A 21051-nucleotide genomic window follows, 5' to 3' on the forward strand; every position below is an offset into this window, starting at 1 on the left:
GGTGATTAGTAGTTAGTGGTTAGCTTTTGGCCTTTAGCTGTTGGCTGTTAGCATACAAATACCATCAACAAGCAACTATCAACCAAATCCTAAATGTCAAATGATAAATAATAACCGTAAAATGAAAGAATTTACCCCCATAACCCCCAACCCCATTACCGGCCACCAACAAAACCCACCCCAAGACCTACTGATAGTGCGCCCCGCCAACCAATGGATGGAAGAAGCCGCCCGCCGACCCATTCCTCGGATGCTCTTTAGTGAGTTTTGGCATCAGGGTGAGTTGTGCATCCTGTTTGCCGATACCAACCTCGGCAAAAGCATACTGGCCGTGCAAATCGCCGATTCCATCAGTCGCGGAGTACCCATCGAAGGCTTTAAACTCGATGCGCCCAAGCAAAAAGTACTCTATTTTGATTTTGAAATGAGCGACAAGCAGTTTGAGAAACGCTACAGCATTAACTACCGCCACCATTATGCCTTTGACGATAATTTCCTGCGGATAGAAATAAACCCCAACTGCACCGATTTTGAACGCTTTGAAACCGCCCTGTTTAGCAGCATTGAGCGTGCCATAGCCACCCACAACGCCAAAGTACTGATAATTGACAACCTCACTTACTTAAAAACCCAAGCCACCGAAACCGCCAAAGAAGCCCTACCGCTGATGAAAAGCCTTAAAGAACTGAAAATGAAGCACAACCTTAGCATACTGGTAGTAGCCCACACCCCCAAACGCAGCCTTGCCAACCCCTTGACGGTAAACGATTTGGCAGGCAGTAAGCACCTTGCCAACTTTATTGACAGCCTGTTTGCCATTGGCCAAAGCTACCAAGACAAAACCCTGCGCTACCTGCTGCAACTAAAAGCCCGCGCCACCGAAATTATTTACAACGACCGCAACATAAAACTGTGCCGTATTACCCAGCCCCACAACTTCCTCGGCTTTGAGTTTATAGAGTATGGTGTAGAAAGGGAGCATTTGAGGCAGGAAGATTTAAACCATGATGAATTAGACTATCATATTACAGCCTTGAAGCTAGATGAACCTCAGCTATCACTGGGTGAAATAGCCCGAAGGCTTAATACTAATAAGATGCGGGTAAAGAGGGTTTTAGAGAGAAACGATATACCCCAATAATTTATAACCGTAACGTAACAGCATAGAGTAACGCAGTGTTGTTACGTTACGGTATTAGTCAATTTTTAGAATATATTCTACTGCGTTTAATGCCACAATGACATCGATTAAATTGCTAATTAGGCCATTTTGACAACATAAGGTTTATGGTTTGTAAATTGATAATTTTCACATAAACAATAAATTACAATACCTATGACCGATTTTAAAAAATGGATAACAGCTGTTATCGATGATGATGATGACTACAATGATGTTTGCGAGCTATTCCAAAGCATTAATAATCAAACCTCAAACACAAGGTTTGAATATGAGCAAAAAGGAAATATAATTTCTATAAAGGCTAAATGGGTGGATGACCCATTGATTTTGGTGACAGAAAAGCAAACAAACTATTTGTTAGACTACCTTAGAGAAAACTATATGGAAGGTATGGATGTAGAAAGCTATTGGAGTTATAAATATAATTTAGAAAAAGAAGATTAATACAATTTATGATGGATATTAACAGAAAATACGAAGAGATTATCAAGTTTGCACATGATGCAGAGTACGCGAAATTTACAGGGGCAGACCAAGCAACATTTGAAAAATTGCACCGAACATTAAACAGATATACATCAACACAAAATCCTGATAATAATCTTATTTGGGAGGCTGGATATATTGTAGGAAGTGTTGTTGCAATTCTTAAAACAGCCGTTGATGTAATTTCAATGAGAAGCGAGTTTGTTAATCAAAGAGAATACTTACGAAATATCGATTCAGATTTATCAGGCATTGAGTTTAATACGAATAACCAATACTCGATACTTGAAGGTATTGTTAATCGAATTTACAATTTCATTACTACACCGTAACGTAACACAACAGGCTTGTATTACTGTTACGTTACACCCACCCCGTCATTGCGAGGTCTCCCGAAGCAATCCCTGCCCATCTATACAAACGGATTGCTTCAAAACTCAAAAGCAGTTTTTCGCAATGACGATAGACGGGCGTGAGTGCGTTTCCCATCCTGAGCCTGCCGAAGGGGTGCGGTTGGCAGGCAAGTGCGGCGGTTTCCCTCCTTGGTTGGCTTGCGGGTTGGTAAGGAGGGACTAAGGGTGGTATTCAAACGGATTGCTTCAAAACCCAAAAGCGGTTTTTCGCAATGACGATAGACGGGCGTGAGTGCGTTTGCCCATTCTGAGCTTGTCGAAGGGGTGCGGTTGGCAATAGCCAAATTCTAAACTCTAATTACTAAATTCTAAAAAAGAGAAAAACCGTCATTGCGGGGTCTCCCGAAGCAATCCCTGCCACCCCCTAAATCCCCTAAAGGGGACTTTAAGCACGACGGGCAAGTGCGGCGGTTTCCCTCCTTAGCCTTGTCACCCTGAGCCTGCCGAAGGGTGCGGTTGGTAAGGAGGGATTAAGGGAGGTGTTCAAACGGATTGCTTCAAAACTCAAAAGCGGTTTTTCGCAATGACGATAGACGGACGCAAGTGCGGCTGCCCATCCTGAGCTTATCGAAGGGTGCGGTTGGCTATTACCATTCTCAAGTTTATAGGGATAGATTCCCGCCTGCGCGGGAATGACAGGGTAATGGTTGCCACTACCGTTTCTAATCAAAAAAGCCACACCCCTTGCGGGGCATGACTTTCTAAACAAACTATGAAAAACTATTTTGGTATGAAGTAACACACACGGTGTTACTAAGGTTACTATTTATTGTTGGTAGTAGGAGCAGGGACGGTAGGGTCGTTCAACCATTCAATATCCTCTTTCTTCTCACTTTTAATTGCTTCTTTGGGTTTGCCTTTGGTGCAGCTGATGTTTTTAAGTTTAAGGCCTTTTTTCTCGTCGTACTTTTTAAACTTGCTTTTTTTCATCCGTTTGGTATCGCCAAACCAGCCAAACCAAGCAGGTTTAATGTTTGATAAACGCTCGTCAAAGTAGTATATCTCGCCCTCCTTAATGTATTTGCCCATTACTATAATATCGCCTTCTTTATCGTACAAGGGGATGTCAAACTGGCCTTTGGCATTGGGTTTAAGGGTAATCATCAGGTTGTCTTTTTTATAATATACAAACAGCTCGTTCATAATTACCTTTTTAAACTTCAAGGCTTTGGTTTCTACCTTCTCTTTTTCTACCTCGGCGGTGGTTGATATGCTGATGTACTGCACCGGGTATTGAAACTCTTTTACGTAGTATTTGCACCCGCAGCCCTTCAAGTCCAAAATACTGTCGGGCTTGCCTGCATTGTCCCATATAATTTTACCGTCGGCGTTGCGCTCGGCAGTATAAAACGTAGGTTCTTTTTTATCTTCTTTAAAAGGGAATAATGCGGTGAAATTATTCAGGTTTTCCAACTCCACTTTTTTACCGTCTTCATAAAACCCGTTGATTTTTAGCACCCGTTGGTTTTTGTCCAAATAGCCGCCATCAGTGGTGTTGCTGGTGATGTTGTTTTTCAGCCAGTCGCACATATTGGCTACGTTGCCTGTTTTTACGGTAACAGCTTTGGCATTGTGCCCCTCAAAATCCCCGGTATTAAAGGATAAAATAATATCGTTTTCAATCACCTTATTGGTGTCGCCGTCCATCGGTAAATCAAGGTAAATAAAGGGATTGTCAAGGCAAATCATATTGCCCGCAGGACGGGGTTTATCCATGTTAATCCACTTATTAAGCCAGCTGCCGTCAATCTCATACACCAAACAATGGTCGTTCACCTTTTTCAACTCAATGGTTTTACGTTCCCATTTCACAGGGCCGTTGCCGTTACTCCCTTCATAAATAGCCATATCAGGGTCGATACGGTGAGCGGGTATGCTGATTTTCACATTCTTTTTTGGGTTTACGGGCTGTCCGTTAACCGTACTGGTGATGCGCATCATCCCGTTAGAGAAAAGGTAATCGCCCCTGTTGGTTTGCGGCGAAATATTATTCTCCGCCATTTGGTCGAAATTGGTAATGGGCACAAGCGTAATTTTTACCTCACGGTTAAAAGCAGGGTCAAACGTACCCTTTGGCAGGCAGGTTTTGGCGCAACCGTCCTTAATACAGGTGTCGTGGTCCATTTGTACCATAATGTCCACCCGTCGGTTTTTGTGCCGTCCCCATTCGTTACCATTATCGGCCATCGGGCTTTTTTCGCCGAAGGCAGCCGTTTTAATAATCCGCTTACTTTCAGTACCCCCGTTCAACAGGTAGGCAAGCACGCTTTTGACCCTTTTTTCTGATAATTCCTGATTATATTTCAGTTCACCGATACTATCCGTGTTTCCATAAATTTCAATACGGTGGTAGGGGTTATTAATCAGCTTATTTTTGATGCGTTGTATTTGGGCGAGGGCAGTTTTATCAAAGTTAAAACTGTCAGAATCGAAGTAGATGCTTTCTCTGATGTCGTATTGGGCAAATGCTGATACACAGCAAAATAATAATGAAACCCAGGCAGTAAGTATTTTCATGGGCGGTAGTTTTAATGGTGAACTCGTTGTTTATACCTTTTAGTGTGCAATAGGTAAACATTAATCGAAATTATTTTTATTGATAATAATTAAGGGATTTATTCGTTTTATATATTTTTTTAGTTTTTACAACACCTTACTACCGCTTATTTTTGTGAGTGATGAACCTTCGAGATGAGATTTTAAAGGAGCACAGCAAACGACAAGCGCATAAAATTGCCGCTTGGGTGGGCAGTGATGAAGACAGGTTTGAAGAATTGCTTGATTTTGTTTTAAAGGATGAACCTATTGTGAGCCAGCGGGCTGCTTATGCGTTTGGGGTGGTAGCCGATTTGCAACCTCAACTGATGCAAAAGCATTTGGAGGTGCTGATTGAAACGTTGAAGCAACCCAAGCTGCACGATGCGGTGAAACGGAATATTGTGCGGATGCTGCAAGAAGTGCACATACCCGATGATTTATTGGGTACGGTAACGGATGTGTGTTTCGGGTACTTGGCATCTGGGGTTGAGCCGATTGCTATTAAAGCATTTAGTATGACGGTGCTGCTAAAGGTTGCCCGCCGCTATCCCGATATTAAGAATGAACTTAAAATGCTGATAGAACATCAGTTAATTGATGCCTCACCCGCTACATTAAACCGCGGGCAAAAAGTGCTAAAGGAGTTGGAGAGGCTGGGTGATTAAACAATTACATTCACCATTTAGTAGTTATCATTTTATAAATCCTTGATCATTTCACAGGCTCGCTAAACCGCTTATCGGTAATAAAGGTATTATCGGTAAGGGTTTTGATAAACAGTATTAATTGGGCTTTTTGTGTTGGGGTAAGCACAATAGGAGTTTTAAGTACATTATCCAGTGTGGGGCTGTTTTTAATACCCTTGGTGTAGTGTTCCATCACGTCTTCCAGCGTTTCTATTCGCCCGTCGTGCATATAGGGGAAAGTAATGGCGGCATTTCGCAAACTGGGGACTTTAAACTTCCCCAAATCAGCATTTTGCAGGGTTATATGCTTTCGGCCTTCATCCGTAAATGCGGTATCTAATCCGTTGTTTCTAAAGCTAAAATCGGTAAACAATGGTTCTGTGTGGCAAGCAGCGCAGTTGTTTTTAAACAAAACATAACCGGCCTGTTCATCGGGGGTAAAAGAGGCTTCTCCCCGCAATACCTTGTCGTACTTGCTTTGGTGGCTCACCATCATGCCCATAAACTGTGCAAGGGAACGCATAATGGCTTGTGTGGTAACGGTATCGCTTCCAAAGGCGGCCTTAAACATAGGGCGGTAGGCAGCAATCTTACTTATTTTAGTAACTACGCCCGCCATGGTTTCGTCCATTTCTACAGGGTTGGTGATGGGGGCAAGGGGTTGCAATTCTATATGGGTAACACCGCCGTCCCAAAAAAAGGTGGGAGACCAAGCAATATTAAACAGTGCAGGACTGTTGCGAGTGCCTAAACGGCTTTGTATGCCGTGGCTAATATGATGACCCACATCTGAAAAGGCCGCGTATTGCTTGTGGCAAGTACCGCACGAAATTGTGCTGTCTTTTGATAAGGCAGGGTCGTAAAACAATTTTCTGCCCAACTCAAAACCTGCCTGCGTTACTGTGTTATTCTTAAAATCATACATAGGGGCAGGGAAGTCTGCGGGTTGCTTAAACACGTAATCGTTGGAAACAGGAGGGGTATCAGGGGCTTTGTCCGGCTTGCAGGCCGAGAAAAACACCAATAAACCTGCTGATATGTAAAGTAAAACCCTCAACAAGTTATTCAATATCAGTTACGCTGAACATATCCGCATAGTTAAGAGCGAATGCTACGGCTTCGGGCCCGTTAAGTGTTATTTGCGGGGTGTTGGTCAGTTCAAAAGCTATCGGTTTTTTAAATACTTCTTCAACATCAGCCTTTAAAAGCAGTGTGTTTGAGCCGCTTTTAACGCTGAGTGTTTTGCTGCCAAACGATGCTTCAGCCCACACTAATGCATTGTATTGACCATTAAAACCGCCTATGTGGTACACAAAGTTAGAGCTGCCAAACGGGGTGGTAAGCTGTGGGCAATCTCCTTCTACCTTAAAGAAAATATAACCTGTATTCCAGCTCCAAAACATTCCCGTAGCCGGGTCAAGGCCGCCCGTTTGCGCCCCTGATACATTGCGGGTGCTATCCACACCAATTAAAAAGCGCACGGCTTTATAGTCTTGCACTTTCACATCCTTTAAGATGAAACTAAGGCTTTGGCTTTGCTTACCGTTGATGTAATAATAGCTTTCAGGCACAGGTACCCAAGTACCGTCGGTAGTTTGCAGTTCAAAATTCGATAAGATGTATTGTATCGAACTAAACGTCATATCCTCGGTATTATCCGAAGGGTTTTTAAAGGTTGAAGTGAAATCAAACGCAGCTGCACCAAAAGTATGGTTCACCTTCACAGTTACATTACCCGTTGGGGTATTGTTAGTAGGGTTGGGGGTGTCGTTTTTATCATCGGGCTTGCAAGAGGAGAACATAACCAGCAATGCGATGAAAAGGGTGAACAGCAGGTTTATTTTTTTCATTTCAGGAGGTTTGTATAAGCTGATAGACAAATATAATGCGGTTTGCGTTGGTTTTAATCGGTGAATATTCGGGACTTATCGGTTTTTATCTCAAAGTGAACAAGCTGAAAACCTTTAGATAACGCATTAACGGGATAAACATTGTTTGCACGTGGCTGATTATAGGATTATCCTGCTTTTAACGCTCGCTACCCCCATATATATTTGCGGTATGAAAAAGGCAGTAGCTTTATTGGTGGTTGTTTTATGCGCAACGGTGGTGTTTTCTCAATCAAAAGAGAATAAAGCTGTGCTTGAAAAAGTGATGCAGCTAAATACCCAGCAAGAGTTTAAACAACTGGCAAAACTGTTTGATACGGCAAAAGGCAGGCAAGTGCCGCCTTATTTATTGTACAGGGCTTGGAATGATGTGGTGGATAAATTTGGTAACTATAAGACTACCAAAACCCTGAAAACAGAGGTGAAGAACGGTCAAGAGTTTGTGATTGAAGAGTTTGAATTTGACAGCGGTTATGTAAAAATGAAAATAGGGTTCTCTGCCAACCACATGATTACTACTTACATGCTGAAAGAAATGACCTCTAAGGCCGACAGACAGTTGGAAGAAAAGTACCGTTTGCCCGCCTATGTAACTGTAAAAAATGTGCAAGCTACTTCGGTTGAGTTTGGTAAAGCCCCTTTTATACTTAAGGGCGAGCTTACTATGCCCAAGAATGCAAAAACCGATGTACCTGTGGTGGTGATTGTTCACGGTTCAGGCCCGGGTGATATGAACGGAAAGCAAGGTCCGCAGCAACCTTACCGAGACATTGCATACGGTTTGGCAAGCAAAGGCATTGCCGTTCTTAGATACGATAAGCGAACCAATACCTATGCGGATGAATGTGCAGAGGATGATTATTTTACGGTGAACGAAGAAACCGTTTACGATGCTCAGGAAGCCGTTAGGTTTTTACATACTTATAAGGGTATTGATGCAAAGCGCATTATAGTAATAGGGCATAGCTTAGGGGGTATGATGCTGCCCCGCATTGCTGATATGGAAATACCTTTAGCGGGGGTGGTGTTTATGGCAGCTCCTGCCAAACGGCTTTCGGATAAGATTATAGAGCAGATGGATTATTTGGCCGGATTGTATCCCGATAAAAAGGAATCATACGAAAAACAAAAAGACGAGTTTGTTCGCCTGCAACGTCATTGGTACGATACTAACACCAATAAGCGTTACTTGCCTTTTGGTGTTGGTGCAAGGTATTGGGATGATATTGAGAGTTATAGCCAAACCGAAGCTGCAAAGAAAATGAAGCTGCCTATGTTGTTTTTGCAAGGTAGTCGCGATTATCAGGTTAATAATCAGGACTTTGAGTTGTGGAAAGAAGCGCTGAAAAGCAGCCCGAATGCAACGTTTAGATTGCTTAACGGACACACTCACAACATGATAGCAGGTACAGGCAAGCCTTGTCCCGAAGATTATAACATACCCGCTAATGTATCGTTGCAGGTAGTTGATGAACTAACGCAATGGATTAAAGGACTCAAGTAACATTTCTTTGCAATTCACCCAAAATATGTAGAGCAATTCGTCCAAATTCACCCGTTTGGGTGATAAGTAAAATCAACGGCTCGGCGTTATTTGCCTAAAATTTTGACGGACAATATGAAGAACATTAAGAATTTAGTTTACTGTTTAATGGCCGCGTGTATGTTGTTATCAGCTTGCAAGAAAGAGGACGATGCGAAGCCCTCAGCCGGAGAACCCGCATGGGCACCCGGCAAGTGGTTTAAGGCCAACAACCAAAAAGTATTTGATTTTATCTATAACAATAACGTTATAGACAGCTTTGTAATGAATGTACAAAAAGCAGATAGCGGTGTTTATGAAATACGCTCTTGGGATAAAACAATGAGCCAAACTGCGTTTCAGTTTTTTGACGGCGGATATTTAAAGAGTTTTAATACCGGACAAACCAAATTAAATGCAACGCGCATTGCTAAAATAGGGGCTAAACAAGGAGATACTTGGAAGGATTTTAACGGCACTGATACCGTGCAATGCACCATTAAGAATACCGGAGTGCAAGTAACTGTGCTGGCTGGTTCGTTTACTTGCACAGAAATGGAAATGCGTTATATAAAATCAGGAAACGTGCTTACTTTTTATAGTAATGATGAGTTTTCGGTGATTAAAATTGTTACCGGTACAGCACGGTACGAGTTACGCCAAACCAATTTTTAACCTTTATTAAGGGGTATTAAAATTACTGTTTTTTAATCTATTATATATTAATTATGAATACCTTGCCATCTAAATGGCGAGGTATTTTTGTTTAGTTAAAACCTTGTTGGTAGGCTTGGTTTTTCTGCTTTTTTCTAAAAATGTTGCAGCCCAGCAAGATACTGTTTGGGTGTATTATACCGTACAAAAAGGAGATAATCTATACCGCCTTTCGCTACGATATCAAGTTACCGTGCAGCAAATTATGGACTGGAACGGGCTTACCAATGCCGATGCTATAAATGTTGGGCAACGGTTGCGATTAGGTTTTAAAAAAGTAGATGGTAACACCCCGAACCCGCCCCAAACTACGCAACCTAACCAACCTGTTGAACAGCCTAAAGAAACAGGCTGGGTAATAGAACCCGATACTCCCAAACCTGAAATACCCGCACAAGCTCCAACCAAGTCATTTAAAGTCAACCATCCGTTTAATAAAGACAGCTCCCAACGACACGAGCCTGCGCTAATTTATTCAGGAACACGTATTGCACCTAAAGAAGAAGAGTTTGATACCACGGGAACGTTGGATATTACGGGCTATATAAGTGCTTACTATGCCTATTATACCGATAGTGTAGGGCCTGATTCTTACCAAAAATTCCCGACACTTTCGCCGCACAGTAACGAGGTGGGGCTAAACTTGGTACAGTTATCGGCAAAATATAAATCAGAAAAAATACGGGGAATTATTACCCTGCATTGGGGCGATATGCCTGATGCTGCTTGGTCGCCTCGTTTCAATCTGTTTCAGCAAGCCAACTTAGGCATCCGCATTGTACCCAAATTATGGTTTGATATCGGTTACTTCCGCACCCACGTTGGGTTAGAGTCGGTACAACCGCGCGAAAACATTAACTCAACAGTATCCGTCACCACTTACCTTGAGCCTTATTACTTAAGCGGAGCCAAGCTAACCTGGCAGCCATTTAAGTTTTTAACCTTACAGGCCAACGTTTTTAATCAGTTTAACGGGTACATCGAAACCAATCAATCTAAGATGCTGGGAATGTCGGCAATGATTGACCCTTCGCCCAATGTATCGATTACGTTCAACACGATGAAAACGGACGATGTACCGGATTATAACAGTGTGCACAAGCAGCGTTGGTACCACGATTTGTATATGGTTTGGAAAACAAGCAAAAGCATTTTTGGGTTTGAGGCCAATTACGGACTTCAAAAAAACTCACAAATTGCTGATAGTACAGCAACAGCGTTTATGCTAAGCGGTCAGCTGGCATTTAAATACTGCTTTACTAAACGCTTTTCAATGTATACACGAGGTGAGTATGTGAAGGACATCGATGGAATGATGTCGGGCACGTTTGCCAACGGGCAAGGAAAAAACGTGGGTATAGATATTTATGGCATAACGGGTGGGATTGAAGTAAAGCCCATCCCTAATTCATACGTGAGATTTGAATACCGCAGGCTAAACGATAACCGAAGCAAGGGGGATATATTTTATTATCAAGGTAAGTATAGAACTTTCAGAAACGAATTTGTTTTTAGCACAGGTTTTTGGTTTTAGAATGGTAAATTGCATTTATGTACGCATACGATACGCTGGTTGAGGCACTCAACGATTTACGCAAAAGGGGCTATACGCTTGATTTTAATCTAACCCCTGAGTGTTTGCATTGCACTGATAATGATTTGCGGTTGCATCCCGAAGATTTTGAAATAACTGAAACGTACCGTTTTGAGGGAGAAACGAATCCTTCTGATGAATCGATACTGTATGCCATCCAATCTAACGGCGGAGATAAAGGTGTGCTGGTAAATGCTTACGGTCTATACTCTGATCCTATGACCGATTCAATGGCCAAGAAATTGAGTTTTCATTCAATCTAACTTATAAACAACCTAATTTTTTTTAACTATGGGACTAATAGCAGAATTTAAAGAGTTTGCCATGAAAGGCAGCGTGCTTGATTTGGCTGTGGGTGTTGTTATCGGAGCGGCTTTCGCAAAAATTGTAGATTCACTGGTAGCTGATATTATTATGCCTATTGTAGGTATATTAACTGGGGGTTACGATTTTGCTAAATTATCATACAAAATGGGGAGTGCTGAACTAAAGTATGGTAATTTTATTCAGGTATCCCTCAACTTTTTAATCATAGCCTTTGTACTTTTTTTAGTAATAAAAGCAGCTAACAAGGCAAAAGCCAAACTTGTAGACTAAATAGAGAAAGATTTTATAGAAATGAGCGGTTGCAGTTTATAATACTGCAACTGCTTTTTCATTACTACCCTTGCGTAGGGTGAAGCCAAAGGTGGTGCCAACCCCAATTTTACTGCGCACATTGATAGTTTGATTGTGCGCCTCGATTATGTGCTTCACAATGGCTAATCCAAGACCACTACCGCCTTCATCGCGGCTACGGTGCCTGTCAACCCTGTAAAAGCGTTCAAACAAGCGGGGTAAGTGTATTGCATCAATACCTTCGCCGTTATCGGCCACTTCAATCAGCAGGTTTTCATCCATATCGTAAAAACTCACTAAGGTTTTGCCTTCGTTGGCTTTACCATATTTAATAGAGTTTACGATAAGGTTTACCAATACCTGTCTAATCCTGTATTTATCAGCATACACCCAAAAAGGTTTATCGCAACCTTCTTTAAACACTAAATCAACCCCTTTTTCTTTGGCGCGCATTTCCATGGCTTCAAAAATATCAAGGGTTAGGGCGTGTATATCAAACTTTTCCATCTCCATCTTCATCTGGCCGGTTTCTAACTGGCTGATGCTGATAAGATCTTCTACTAAATCGGATAGGCGGTCTAAGCTTTTTGCTGCTTTTTTAAGGAAATGGATGTTTACCTCTGGGTCGTCAATAGCCCCGTCTAACAAGGTATGTATGTAGCCTTGTATGTTAAAGATGGGGGTTTTCAGTTCGTGCGAAACGTTTCCTAAAAACTCCTTCCTAAAGGCTTCAAGTTTACGAAGTTGCTCAATTTCTGTAGCTTGAGATTTTGCCCAGTTTACCACCTCTTCGTTTACATCATCAATAGGGTTGTGCTTTAATGATGTTTCGCGCAAAGCATCGGTAAGGTGGCGTTGGGTTTTTAGCCGGTGTATGGTTTTGTATATCAGTTTAATCTTACGATAGATAAAAACCTCTATGGCAAGAAAAAACAGAATGAATGACGAAACTAATACTACGGCAAAAGAAATAATGACGTCGTTGAATTCAGGGTTGACGGCATACACCACCCCTGAAACCAACAACGCCAATGCTAATGAGGTTAATAAAGATATATTACCCGGCGTGGGATTTCGTATCATGCTTCAAACTTGTACCCAACCCCTTTTACGGTGCTAATATTCTCGTCGCCAAGTTTTTCGCGTATTTTCCGGATGTGAACATCAATAGTCCTGTCAACAACCAATACATCATCACCCCATACTTTTTCAAGAATGTTTTCGCGGGTGAAAACCTTACCGGGTTTGCTGGCAAGCAAATACAACAATTCAAACTCTTTTTTAGCCATTTGCACTTTGTGTCCCGCTTTGCTAACGCTAAAACTGTCTTTGTCAATTACCAAGTCGCCTAAAAGTATTTTAGAGGGCGATGTACTTTGGTCTTTGCGACGTAGAATAGCGTTTATGCGGCTAAGCAACACACGTGGCTTAATGGGTTTAGATATATAATCATCAGCCCCCACATTAAACCCTGCAATTTCACTGTACTCTTCGCTACGTGCGGTTAAGAACACAATAAAAGTGGCTTTAAATTCAGGCATTTCCCTAAGGCGACGGCAAGCCTCAATACCATCAAGTACGGGCATCATTACATCCAGTACAATAAGGTCGGGGTTAATTTCTTTTGCTTTCTCAATACCTTCCTGTCCGTTAGAGGCTAAGTAAACCTCATAACCTTCACGCTTCAGGTTATAGTCAATAAATTCCAGGATATCTGGTTCATCATCTACAACAAGTATCTTATATGTGTTTTTTTCCATACCACTGATTTTGTGCAAGGTTATTGGCAGGTAATAAATTCAATGTAAAGTTAACTTTAACTAATTATTAACAACCTCTGTAAGGTATTGATTTTATAAGCTTTACTATAAAAATGTATAGAAAAGAAAACACGTTTTTTAATTCAACAAGCTTTTCAACTTGTTTTCCAACTCGGCTCCTCTTAAACCTTTGGCAATAATTCGACCTTCTTTGTCAAGCAAAACAGTCATTGGTATACTTGATACGCTATACAATTTTGCAGCAGATGATTGCCATCCACCCAAATCGCTCACGTGTTGCCAAGTTAAATTGTCAGCCATAATTGCATTTTTCCATGCTTGTGCATTTTGGTCAAGCGATACGCCAAAAATCTCAAATCCTTTGTCTTTGTAAGTATTATACAAACGAACTACGTTTGGATTTTCAGCACGGCAAGGTTTACACCACGATGCCCAAAAATCAATCAGTACATATTTACCTTTTAGCGAGCTAAGACTAAGAGCTTTACCATCAGGGTTGTTTAAGGTAATTTCAGGGGCTTTTGCACCTACAGAAGTTGCCAGCCTTGTTTGAGCACGGTTTTTATAACCTGTTAGCCATTTGTTGGCAGGTTGTTTATCAATACTACTTATAATCTGCTCTTCGGTTTTCAAATCAAGATTCACCTGTAGCATTTCAATGGCAAATACTTGAGCCATCGGGCTTTTGCTGGCTGCAGTTGCTTCAGCAATTTTAACTTTTAGTTCTGCTACCAATGCCTCAATTTTGTCGTTTACTTCTTTTTGCTTAGCAGGACCGGGAGGAGGAGTTACTTGTAAAGTAGCGTCCAAGTCAATTATTTTTTGGTTATAGTCGGCATTCACTTGGGCTATTTTGCATAGCTCTTCGGTTTCTTTGCTGTTTTTAACGGTATAGGTAATTACTTGGTCATTTTTAATATCAATCTCCATGTTTGAAGTGGTATCGATAATCAAAAATACATTGCGGTAGGGGCCAAGGTTTAAAATACCGTATGTTTTTTCCCTTACAAATCCTTGAAAAACAAAATTACCCGAGGCATCAACGGCGGCAGTATCTAACGGACTGAATTTACCATCAGTGGTAAGCTCATTCAGCACAAGCTCTTTTCCAGTAAAATTGGTTATATGGCCTTTAATTTTAAAAACCTGTCCCTTTTGGCTTTCGCTTCCCAATGCTGATTGTGTTCCGCTGTCAGATTTCGAACTGCAAAAACTAAACAGTATCAGGGGAAGGAACAATAATGTTTTAAACGTATTCATAAGTCAATGTATATTTTAATTTATAGTATCAAGGTATTCTTTAAGCAATTGGCTTGCCACTTTTGGGTCGGCTTTGCCTTTGCTTTGTTTCATCACTTCACCCATAAATAATCCCAAAAGAGATTCTTTACCGGCTTTGTATTCGGCCACCTTCTCAGGAAACTTAGCAACAGCTGCTTTTATTGCTTCTTGAATAAATCCGCTATCGCTTTCCTGCAATATGTTCAATTCTTCGGCAATTTGCAAGGGGCTTTTGGTTGGGTTTTGCACCAACACAGGGAATACCTTTTGCGAAGCAGCACTGTGGCTTATTTTTCCTTCGTCAATCAATTGTATTAATGAAGCAATAGCTGAAGCGGGTAGTGTAAAATCGTCCATATCCAACGCATTCTCATTCAAGTACGATTTCACGTTTACCATTACCCAGTTGGCAGCGGCTTTATAATTGGTGGTATTACCTGCCACTTGGTTAAAATACAATGCTACTTCTTTGGTATCTGTAAGAACGCTGGCATCGTATTCACTCAGTTGGTACTTAGTGGTGTATAAGTTGTGTAACTCATCGGGCAGGGCAGGCATTTGCGCGTGTATTTCATCAACCCATGCGCGGCCTACAATCAATGGTGGCAAATCAGGTTCGGGGAAATAGCGGTAATCATTTGCAGCTTCTTTGGTACGCATACTAAAAGTAATTCCCTTAGAAGCGTCAAAACTGCGGGTTTCAGTGGTAAGGGTTTTTCCGGCTTCCAAATCATCAATTTGGCGGATGATTTCAAACTCAATCGCACGTTTCACGTTGCTGATAGAGTTCATATTTTTAACCTCCACCTTCGTACCAAACTTCTCGGCACCTTTTAACCTTACCGATACGTTAGCATCGCAACGCAGACTGCCCTCTTCCATATTACCGTCGCAAATATCAAGGTAGCGCACCAGTTTACGCACTTCTGTAAGGTATTGGTAAGCCTCGTCAGCACTGCGAATATCCGGTTCCGATACAACTTCAATCAAAGGCACACCGGCACGGTTAAAATCAACCAACGTATCATAAATATCTTGGTCGTGCATGCTTTTACCGGCATCTTCTTCCATGTGTATGCGGGTAATGCCTACATTTTTTATGCTGCCGTCTTTCAGTTTTATTTTTACTGAACCTCCGGTGCAAATAGGGGTTTTGTCTTGTGTTATCTGATAGCCTTTGGGCAAATCTGCATAAAAATAGTTTTTACGGGCATAGTGGTTTACCTCTCTAATGGTAGAACCTACAGCCAGTCCCATTTTTATGGCAAACTCAATAGCCTTTTTATTATGACGCGGCAAAGTGCCGGGATGCGCCAGCGATATTACACTAACCTGTGTATTAGGTTCGGCTCCATACTCGGTGCTATCACCACAAAAAGCTTTACTTTTTGTTAGCAATTGGGCGTGTACTTCAAGACCGATAACGGCCTCGTATTTATCATAAACGGATGTAGTTGCGGTTGCAGTCACTTTGATATTCTAATTCTGTAAGATTACAAAAATAGTGAAAGCGTTGGATGGTTGGTAGCAAGGATTCATTAAACAAACAAAAACCTGCCTTTGTGTAATACGAAGGCAGGTTTTATATTGAATTAAGGTTTGTTAGGGGTAAATGCTAATCCTTACATCTCCGGTAGGGGAAATCCTTATTCTAAATCTCATTGATGTTACTGCACAGCCTGTGCTTACTGTAAATACGCCGCTATCATATGCAACTCCTGCTGTGGGACAGCTGGGAAAATTTACAGTGAAACCACAACCAATGCACGGTGCACCACACCAACGAACATAAATTGAACAAGGAGGAGTGAGAGGGCATGGGTTTCCGCCGGAATTAGTGCCGGGAACTCCGCTAGCAAATCCCGGAACAAATAACTGTAAACCACAATAGTCAACAGTAAAACCTGCTTGGTCAGGATTAAAATTTTCTATGTCAACGCTTTGAGCGTTTGTGTTTAAACTGAATGCCATCATGGCAACTACAGTTAGAATAAGCAATTTTATTTTTTTCATGATAGATTTTGATAGTGTATATCAAATGTAGGTATTTAAAACTCATTACTGTTACTAATACGTTAAGTCTCACAGAATGAAAGGCCTTTAATATCTTTTCCCAAAAGAATTGTATAACTACTAGCGGTTAACTCATAGGCTAAATAACTAACGAAAAAGCCCCTGATGTGTTAGAGCATCAGGGGCTTCTTATAATTGGGGAAATTCATTAATTCTTCAACCACATATCCAGCCAATCAAAATACACACGGTTCCAAAGTATGCTGTTTTGAGGCTTTAAAATCCAATGGCCTTCATCAGGGAAGTACAAGAAACGGCTGGGTATATTCAGGCTTTGGGCGGCTGTAAATGCCTGCATACCTTCGCTAATCGGTACACGGAAGTCTTTTTCGTTATGAATTACCAAAATAGGCGCATCCCAGTTTTTCACAAATTTATGGGGTGAGTTTTTCTCATAGTTAGCAGTGTTTTGCCAGTAGTAACCGTTATCGTTTTTGGCAAAAAACATCTCCTCCGTAGTACCGAACCAGCTTTCCATATTAAACATACCGCAGTGTGAAATGAAGCATTTGAAACGCTTGTTGTGTATGCCTGCAAGGTAATACACACTGTAACCTCCATAGCTGGCACCCACAGCTCCCAATTTATCTTTGTTTACATACGATTCTTTGGCAACATCGTCAATGGCACTTAAATAGTCGCGCATGGGTTGGCCGCCGTAGTCGTTCATAATCGCATCGTTCCACTCGCTGCCAAAACCGGGCAAGCCGCGACGGTTAGGTGCAACAATAATGTACCCTTTTGCCGCCATCAACTGAAAATTCCAACGGTAGCTAAAGAATTGCGAAACGGCACTTTGCGGACCGCCTTGGCAATACAATAGGGTAGGGTATTGTTTAGTACTGTCAAAATCAGGAGGGTAAATCACCCAAGTAAGCATTTGCTTATTATCGGTAGTGGTAACCATTCGTTTTACCACATTGCCCCACTTAATGTTTTGATATAGAGCCGAATTGATGTTTTCAAGCGGGGTTTCTGTACCTTTTAAATCAACCTTAAATAAAGCAGCAGGACTGGCCATGCTGTTCTTCATCCCTATCAGCATCAGCGTTTTACCAATTTTGTATGGCACAACAGCATTGTAGTCGTGTTGGCCGTTGGTAATTTGGGTTGTTTTCTTGCTTTTTAGGTCAAATTCAAAAATCTGGTTGGTTGCGTTAATGGTGCTGATAAAGAAAATTTTATCCTTGTCAGGACTCCATACAAAACTTTCAACGCTGTACTTAAAGTCTTGGGTAATGTCTTGTGCATCATTGTGCAGCAAATGTCCATCAGCGGCATAAAGATCACTAAGCATAATACGGTTTTTATCTGCTTCGTTTCCGGCGCGTTCCATACTCAGCCAAGCAACTTTACCAACTTTACCGTCCATTAACTCGGCCATTTGTGGTTCATTATCATAGCCGGGACTACAATCTTTTAAAGTGGTGGTAGTTGCACCGTCAATATCATACACATAAATATCGCTATTAGTGCTGTATGCCGATTGTGTGCCGTATAGTTTCTTGCTGGTGTATAAAATCAGCTTTCCGTTAGGGCTAAAATTAATTTGCTCCTCACCGCCAAAAGGGTGCAAAGGACTGTGGTACTTTTCGCCTGCCATTATATCCTTGCCGGTATTTATGAGGTTATCTTCTTGATACGTAGCAACAAAAACGTGGCTGTAGGTATAGTCATTCCATTGTGTCCAGTGGCGGTACATTAATCCGTCAATAATGCGGGCATCCACTTTGTCAAGGTCGGGGTAAATATCCTGTACTGTTTTATCCAGTTTCACATCTTGTCCGTAGGCGATGTTTCGTAAATCAGGGCTGTATTTATACCAGTTAATACCTCCACTAATGTTAGTTACTCTTTTCAAGCCGCTACCGTCAGTGTTTATCTCCCACAACTGCACCCCTTGTTCTTTAGCACACATAAACCCAATTTTCTTACCGTCAGGTCTCCAGCGAGCCTGCATGGGATTAGTTAAGCTATCCAGCAAAACAGTTTGGGTGTTTTTCTCCAAATCATACAAATACAATACACTGGCGCCTTTGTTATCTTTTATTGAATAGCTACGGGCTGAGTATATCAGCAGTTTTCCATCGGGGGATACCTGTGGCTCACTAATGCGCTTAAACTGCCACATTAACTCGGCGGTAAGCGGGGTTTGCGCCCCAATTGCTGCGCTGTACAATACCAACAGCAGTAAATACAGTTTTTTCATGCCTGCCAAGATACTAATTTGAGTTGTTTAGAGGGATAATTTGTACCAACAACACCATTTGACTGCTAAAAGTAAAAGGGTAGTTGCCACATTAGGTTGTTATATATAGTTTGTGCTGTTTTATATAACTATATTCGGTACTGGTATATAAAAACCAATCAAACGGTCGTAAAAAGAATACATTAGTAGGTTGAGCATGAGCAAATTTTCGGGTATAGCACTATATAATAATAAGGGGATGAAATACCTCTTACAGCCAAAATACGGATGGCTGCGTCATACTATATACATTTGCTTTATACTGGCTTTTTGGACAGCTTTCGGATGGCGTTATTTTAGTGAAGGTGTAAAACCGGTTGTTCAATTAGCGGCATATGCTTTCTCATACGTAACTATTATATATTTTAACTTTTTGGTACTAATGCCGCGGTTGTTATACAAAAACCGCATTGTGTTGTATTTAGTGCTTACGTACGCCTCTTTTTTCACCGGCTATGCAATACAGCAAGCCATATACTCAGCTACTTGGGATGAATTTATGACACTGTTTGTGTTTGATGGAGCCCGTATACGCGATATGGTAATAAATGCAATTACGTTTATTATGTTTTGCGGGGTAGGTTGGGCGTTTAGTATGTTTAAAATGTGGCTGACGGATGAAAATAAAATTGTGCAACTTGAAAACGAAAAGCTACAGGCCGAATTAAGCAACCTGAAACATCAGGTAAACCCGCATTTTTTGTTTAATACTTTTAACAGTCTGTATGTAACCAGCAAAACATCGCCCGATAAAGTGCCTAACATGATTTTGGACCTTGCGGATTTGATGCGATATCAGTTAGAAGATTGCAATAAGCAAAAGGTGTTTTTAGAAAATGAAATAGCCTACATTAAAAATTTTATTGAGATAGAGAAGGTAAGAAAAGACGATGCAGACATACGATTTGACATAGAAGGAACCATTGAAAACATACTGATAGAGCCGCTTCTGTTTATACCCCTGGTAGAAAATGCATTCAAGCACGGATTGGGAAAAATGGAAAAAGGTTATGTTTTTATAACACTCAGCACACGTAATGACGGGTTAGTGTATCTTAAAGTTAAGAACAGCAAACCGACAACTCTGCTAAACGGAAAAACTCATGGCTACGGGATAGGGTTAAGTAACCTTTCCAAGCGTCTTACAATGGGTTACCCAAACAAGCACGAGCTTAGGATTGCCGAAACCGAAGAAACCTATACTGTATTTTTACAATTACAAGCTGAATGAAGTGCATAGTTATTGATGACGAGCCATTAGGCCGCAAAGGCATGGGCCTTTTAATCGACGAAATTCCTTCGTTATCGCTGGAAGAGAATTTTGGAAGCGTGGTAGACGCCGGTGCTTATTTACAAAGCAATCAGGTAGATCTTATTTTTCTGGATATTGAAATGCCGCGCATGAACGGGATTGATTTCTTACGAAATTTAATTAACCCGCCGATGGTAATTTTTACCACTGCATATCCGCAGTATGCCCTTGAAGGGTTTGAACTGGATGTGGTAGATTACTTGGTTAAACCCATTCGATTTGAACGTTTCTTTAAAGCAATCACGAAGGCGCAAGCTATTTACAACCTTTCTAAAGGCAACAGCAGCGGCGCAGGGATGGCAGCACTTGCTATTACTGATGACGATCATGTGTACGTGCGTGCCGACCGCAAGTTTGTGAAACTGTACTTAAAAGATATTAATGTGATTGAAGGGTTGAAAGACTACTCAATCATTCACACAGGCGGTGAACGTACAGTTACAGCTATGAATCTTAAAACGATTGAAAACCAATTACCCCCCGATACCTTTATCAGGGTAAACAAATCTTACATAGTAAACAAAAACCATATTTCACAGGTTGATAGCGACGTAATTTTTGTTGGTCCAAGGCAAATTCCGGTAGGAGAACGTTACCGTCAAGACTTTTTTGACAGGGTAATAAAAGACCATTGGATAAAACGCTAAACGTTTACCATTACCACCTCAATCTGCCTATTCAAAACGATTTACTGTAGCCCTATAGATTAGCAT

21 protein-coding genes are annotated in these 21051 nt (G+C 41.3%); 11 read left to right on the forward strand and 10 right to left on the reverse strand.

The genetic code is table 11. From position 1 onward, the window contains the following. The first annotated feature begins 100 nt into the window (after positions 1-100). From F9K23_17635 to F9K23_17645, 3 genes are all read left to right on the forward strand, one after another. The gene (locus F9K23_17635; GenBank protein KAB2913180.1) at positions 101-1141 is read left to right on the forward strand and encodes an AAA family ATPase; all 1041 of its coding nucleotides are present in this window, start codon (positions 101-103) and stop codon (positions 1139-1141) included. 195 nt (positions 1142-1336) lie between these two features. After that, the gene (locus F9K23_17640; GenBank protein ID KAB2913181.1) at positions 1337-1627 is read left to right on the forward strand and encodes a hypothetical protein; all 291 of its coding nucleotides are present in this window, start codon (positions 1337-1339) and stop codon (positions 1625-1627) included. Between the two features lie 8 nt (positions 1628-1635). After that, positions 1636-2001 carry a hypothetical protein gene (locus tag F9K23_17645; protein KAB2913182.1) on the forward strand — a complete coding sequence of 122 codons (366 nt, stop codon included), beginning with the start codon at positions 1636-1638 and terminating at the stop codon, positions 1999-2001. A gap of 466 nt (positions 2002-2467) precedes the next feature. Here F9K23_17645 and F9K23_17650 read toward each other — a convergent pair whose 3' ends face one another. Continuing rightward, a complete protein-coding gene (locus tag F9K23_17650; GenBank protein ID KAB2913183.1) occupies positions 2468-2791 on the reverse strand; it encodes a hypothetical protein in 324 nt (107 codons plus the stop codon). Between the two features lie 53 nt (positions 2792-2844). Beyond that, positions 2845-4599, reverse strand: coding sequence for an OmpA family protein (locus F9K23_17655; protein KAB2913184.1), 1755 nt, complete (start codon positions 4597-4599; stop codon positions 2845-2847). A 158-nt stretch (positions 4600-4757) separates the two neighbouring features. On the opposite strand from F9K23_17655, the gene F9K23_17660 reads away from it, so the two are divergent. After that, positions 4758-5285, forward strand: coding sequence for a hypothetical protein (locus F9K23_17660; GenBank protein KAB2913185.1), 528 nt, complete (start codon positions 4758-4760; stop codon positions 5283-5285). 46 nt (positions 5286-5331) lie between these two features. Here F9K23_17660 and F9K23_17665 read toward each other — a convergent pair whose 3' ends face one another. After that, a complete protein-coding gene (locus F9K23_17665; GenBank protein ID KAB2913186.1) occupies positions 5332-6375 on the reverse strand; it encodes a cytochrome-c peroxidase in 1044 nt (347 codons plus the stop codon). Next, on the reverse strand, positions 6368-7156 hold the full coding sequence (locus F9K23_17670; protein ID KAB2913187.1) for a hypothetical protein: 789 nt from the start codon (positions 7154-7156) through the stop codon (positions 6368-6370). Before F9K23_17670 ends, F9K23_17665 begins: the two co-directional genes overlap by 8 nt. A 211-nt stretch (positions 7157-7367) precedes the next feature. On the opposite strand from F9K23_17670, the gene F9K23_17675 reads away from it, so the two are divergent. The 5 genes from F9K23_17675 to mscL all read left to right on the forward strand — a co-directional run bounded on the left by F9K23_17675 (position 7368) and on the right by mscL (position 11622). Next, entirely contained in the window at positions 7368-8699 is a 1332-nt protein-coding gene (locus F9K23_17675) for an alpha/beta fold hydrolase (protein ID KAB2913188.1), read from the forward strand. Positions 8700-8813: 114 nt separating this feature from the next. Beyond that, positions 8814-9392 carry a hypothetical protein gene (locus F9K23_17680; GenBank protein ID KAB2913189.1) on the forward strand — a complete coding sequence of 193 codons (579 nt, stop codon included), beginning with the start codon at positions 8814-8816 and terminating at the stop codon, positions 9390-9392. 73 nt (positions 9393-9465) lie between these two features. After that, on the forward strand, positions 9466-10965 hold the full coding sequence (locus F9K23_17685) for an outer membrane beta-barrel protein (GenBank protein KAB2913190.1): 1500 nt from the start codon (positions 9466-9468) through the stop codon (positions 10963-10965). A gap of 17 nt (positions 10966-10982) precedes the next feature. Then, positions 10983-11288, forward strand: coding sequence for a phosphoribosylpyrophosphate synthetase (locus F9K23_17690; protein KAB2913191.1), 306 nt, complete (start codon positions 10983-10985; stop codon positions 11286-11288). A gap of 28 nt (positions 11289-11316) precedes the next feature. Beyond that, entirely contained in the window at positions 11317-11622 is a 306-nt protein-coding gene (gene mscL, locus F9K23_17695) for a large conductance mechanosensitive channel protein MscL (GenBank protein KAB2913192.1), read from the forward strand. Between the two features lie 36 nt (positions 11623-11658). Here mscL and F9K23_17700 read toward each other — a convergent pair whose 3' ends face one another. From F9K23_17700 to F9K23_17725, 6 genes are all read right to left on the reverse strand, one after another. Further along, on the reverse strand, positions 11659-12726 hold the full coding sequence (locus tag F9K23_17700) for a sensor histidine kinase (protein KAB2913193.1): 1068 nt from the start codon (positions 12724-12726) through the stop codon (positions 11659-11661). After that, positions 12723-13403: a response regulator transcription factor gene (locus F9K23_17705; GenBank protein ID KAB2913194.1), complete on the reverse strand. Its 681-nt coding sequence runs from the start codon at positions 13401-13403 to the stop codon at positions 12723-12725. The genes F9K23_17700 and F9K23_17705 overlap by 4 nt, the downstream gene beginning before the upstream one ends. A gap of 138 nt (positions 13404-13541) precedes the next feature. Further along, a complete protein-coding gene (locus F9K23_17710) occupies positions 13542-14354 on the reverse strand; it encodes a TlpA family protein disulfide reductase (protein ID KAB2913223.1) in 813 nt (270 codons plus the stop codon). Between the two features lie 345 nt (positions 14355-14699). Further along, entirely contained in the window at positions 14700-16175 is a 1476-nt protein-coding gene (gene gatB, locus F9K23_17715; GenBank protein ID KAB2913195.1) for an Asp-tRNA(Asn)/Glu-tRNA(Gln) amidotransferase subunit GatB, read from the reverse strand. 132 nt (positions 16176-16307) lie between these two features. After that, on the reverse strand, positions 16308-16718 hold the full coding sequence (locus tag F9K23_17720; GenBank protein KAB2913196.1) for a hypothetical protein: 411 nt from the start codon (positions 16716-16718) through the stop codon (positions 16308-16310). A 208-nt stretch (positions 16719-16926) separates the two neighbouring features. Further along, entirely contained in the window at positions 16927-18987 is a 2061-nt protein-coding gene (locus F9K23_17725; GenBank protein ID KAB2913197.1) for a S9 family peptidase, read from the reverse strand. Between the two features lie 196 nt (positions 18988-19183). Between F9K23_17725 and F9K23_17730 the strand changes: the two genes are divergently transcribed. Together F9K23_17730 and F9K23_17735 are read left to right on the forward strand one after the other, a co-directional pair. Beyond that, complete coding sequence (locus tag F9K23_17730) at positions 19184-20257, forward strand: hypothetical protein (GenBank protein KAB2913198.1); 1074 nt, start codon at positions 19184-19186, stop codon at positions 20255-20257. Continuing rightward, entirely contained in the window at positions 20254-20985 is a 732-nt protein-coding gene (locus tag F9K23_17735; protein KAB2913199.1) for a response regulator transcription factor, read from the forward strand. Before F9K23_17730 ends, F9K23_17735 begins: the two co-directional genes overlap by 4 nt. The last annotated feature ends 66 nt before the right edge of the window (positions 20986-21051 follow it).

The organism is Bacteroidota bacterium (assembly GCA_008933805.1).
Taxonomy (GTDB): domain Bacteria; phylum Bacteroidota; class Bacteroidia; order UBA8524; family UBA8524; genus SB11.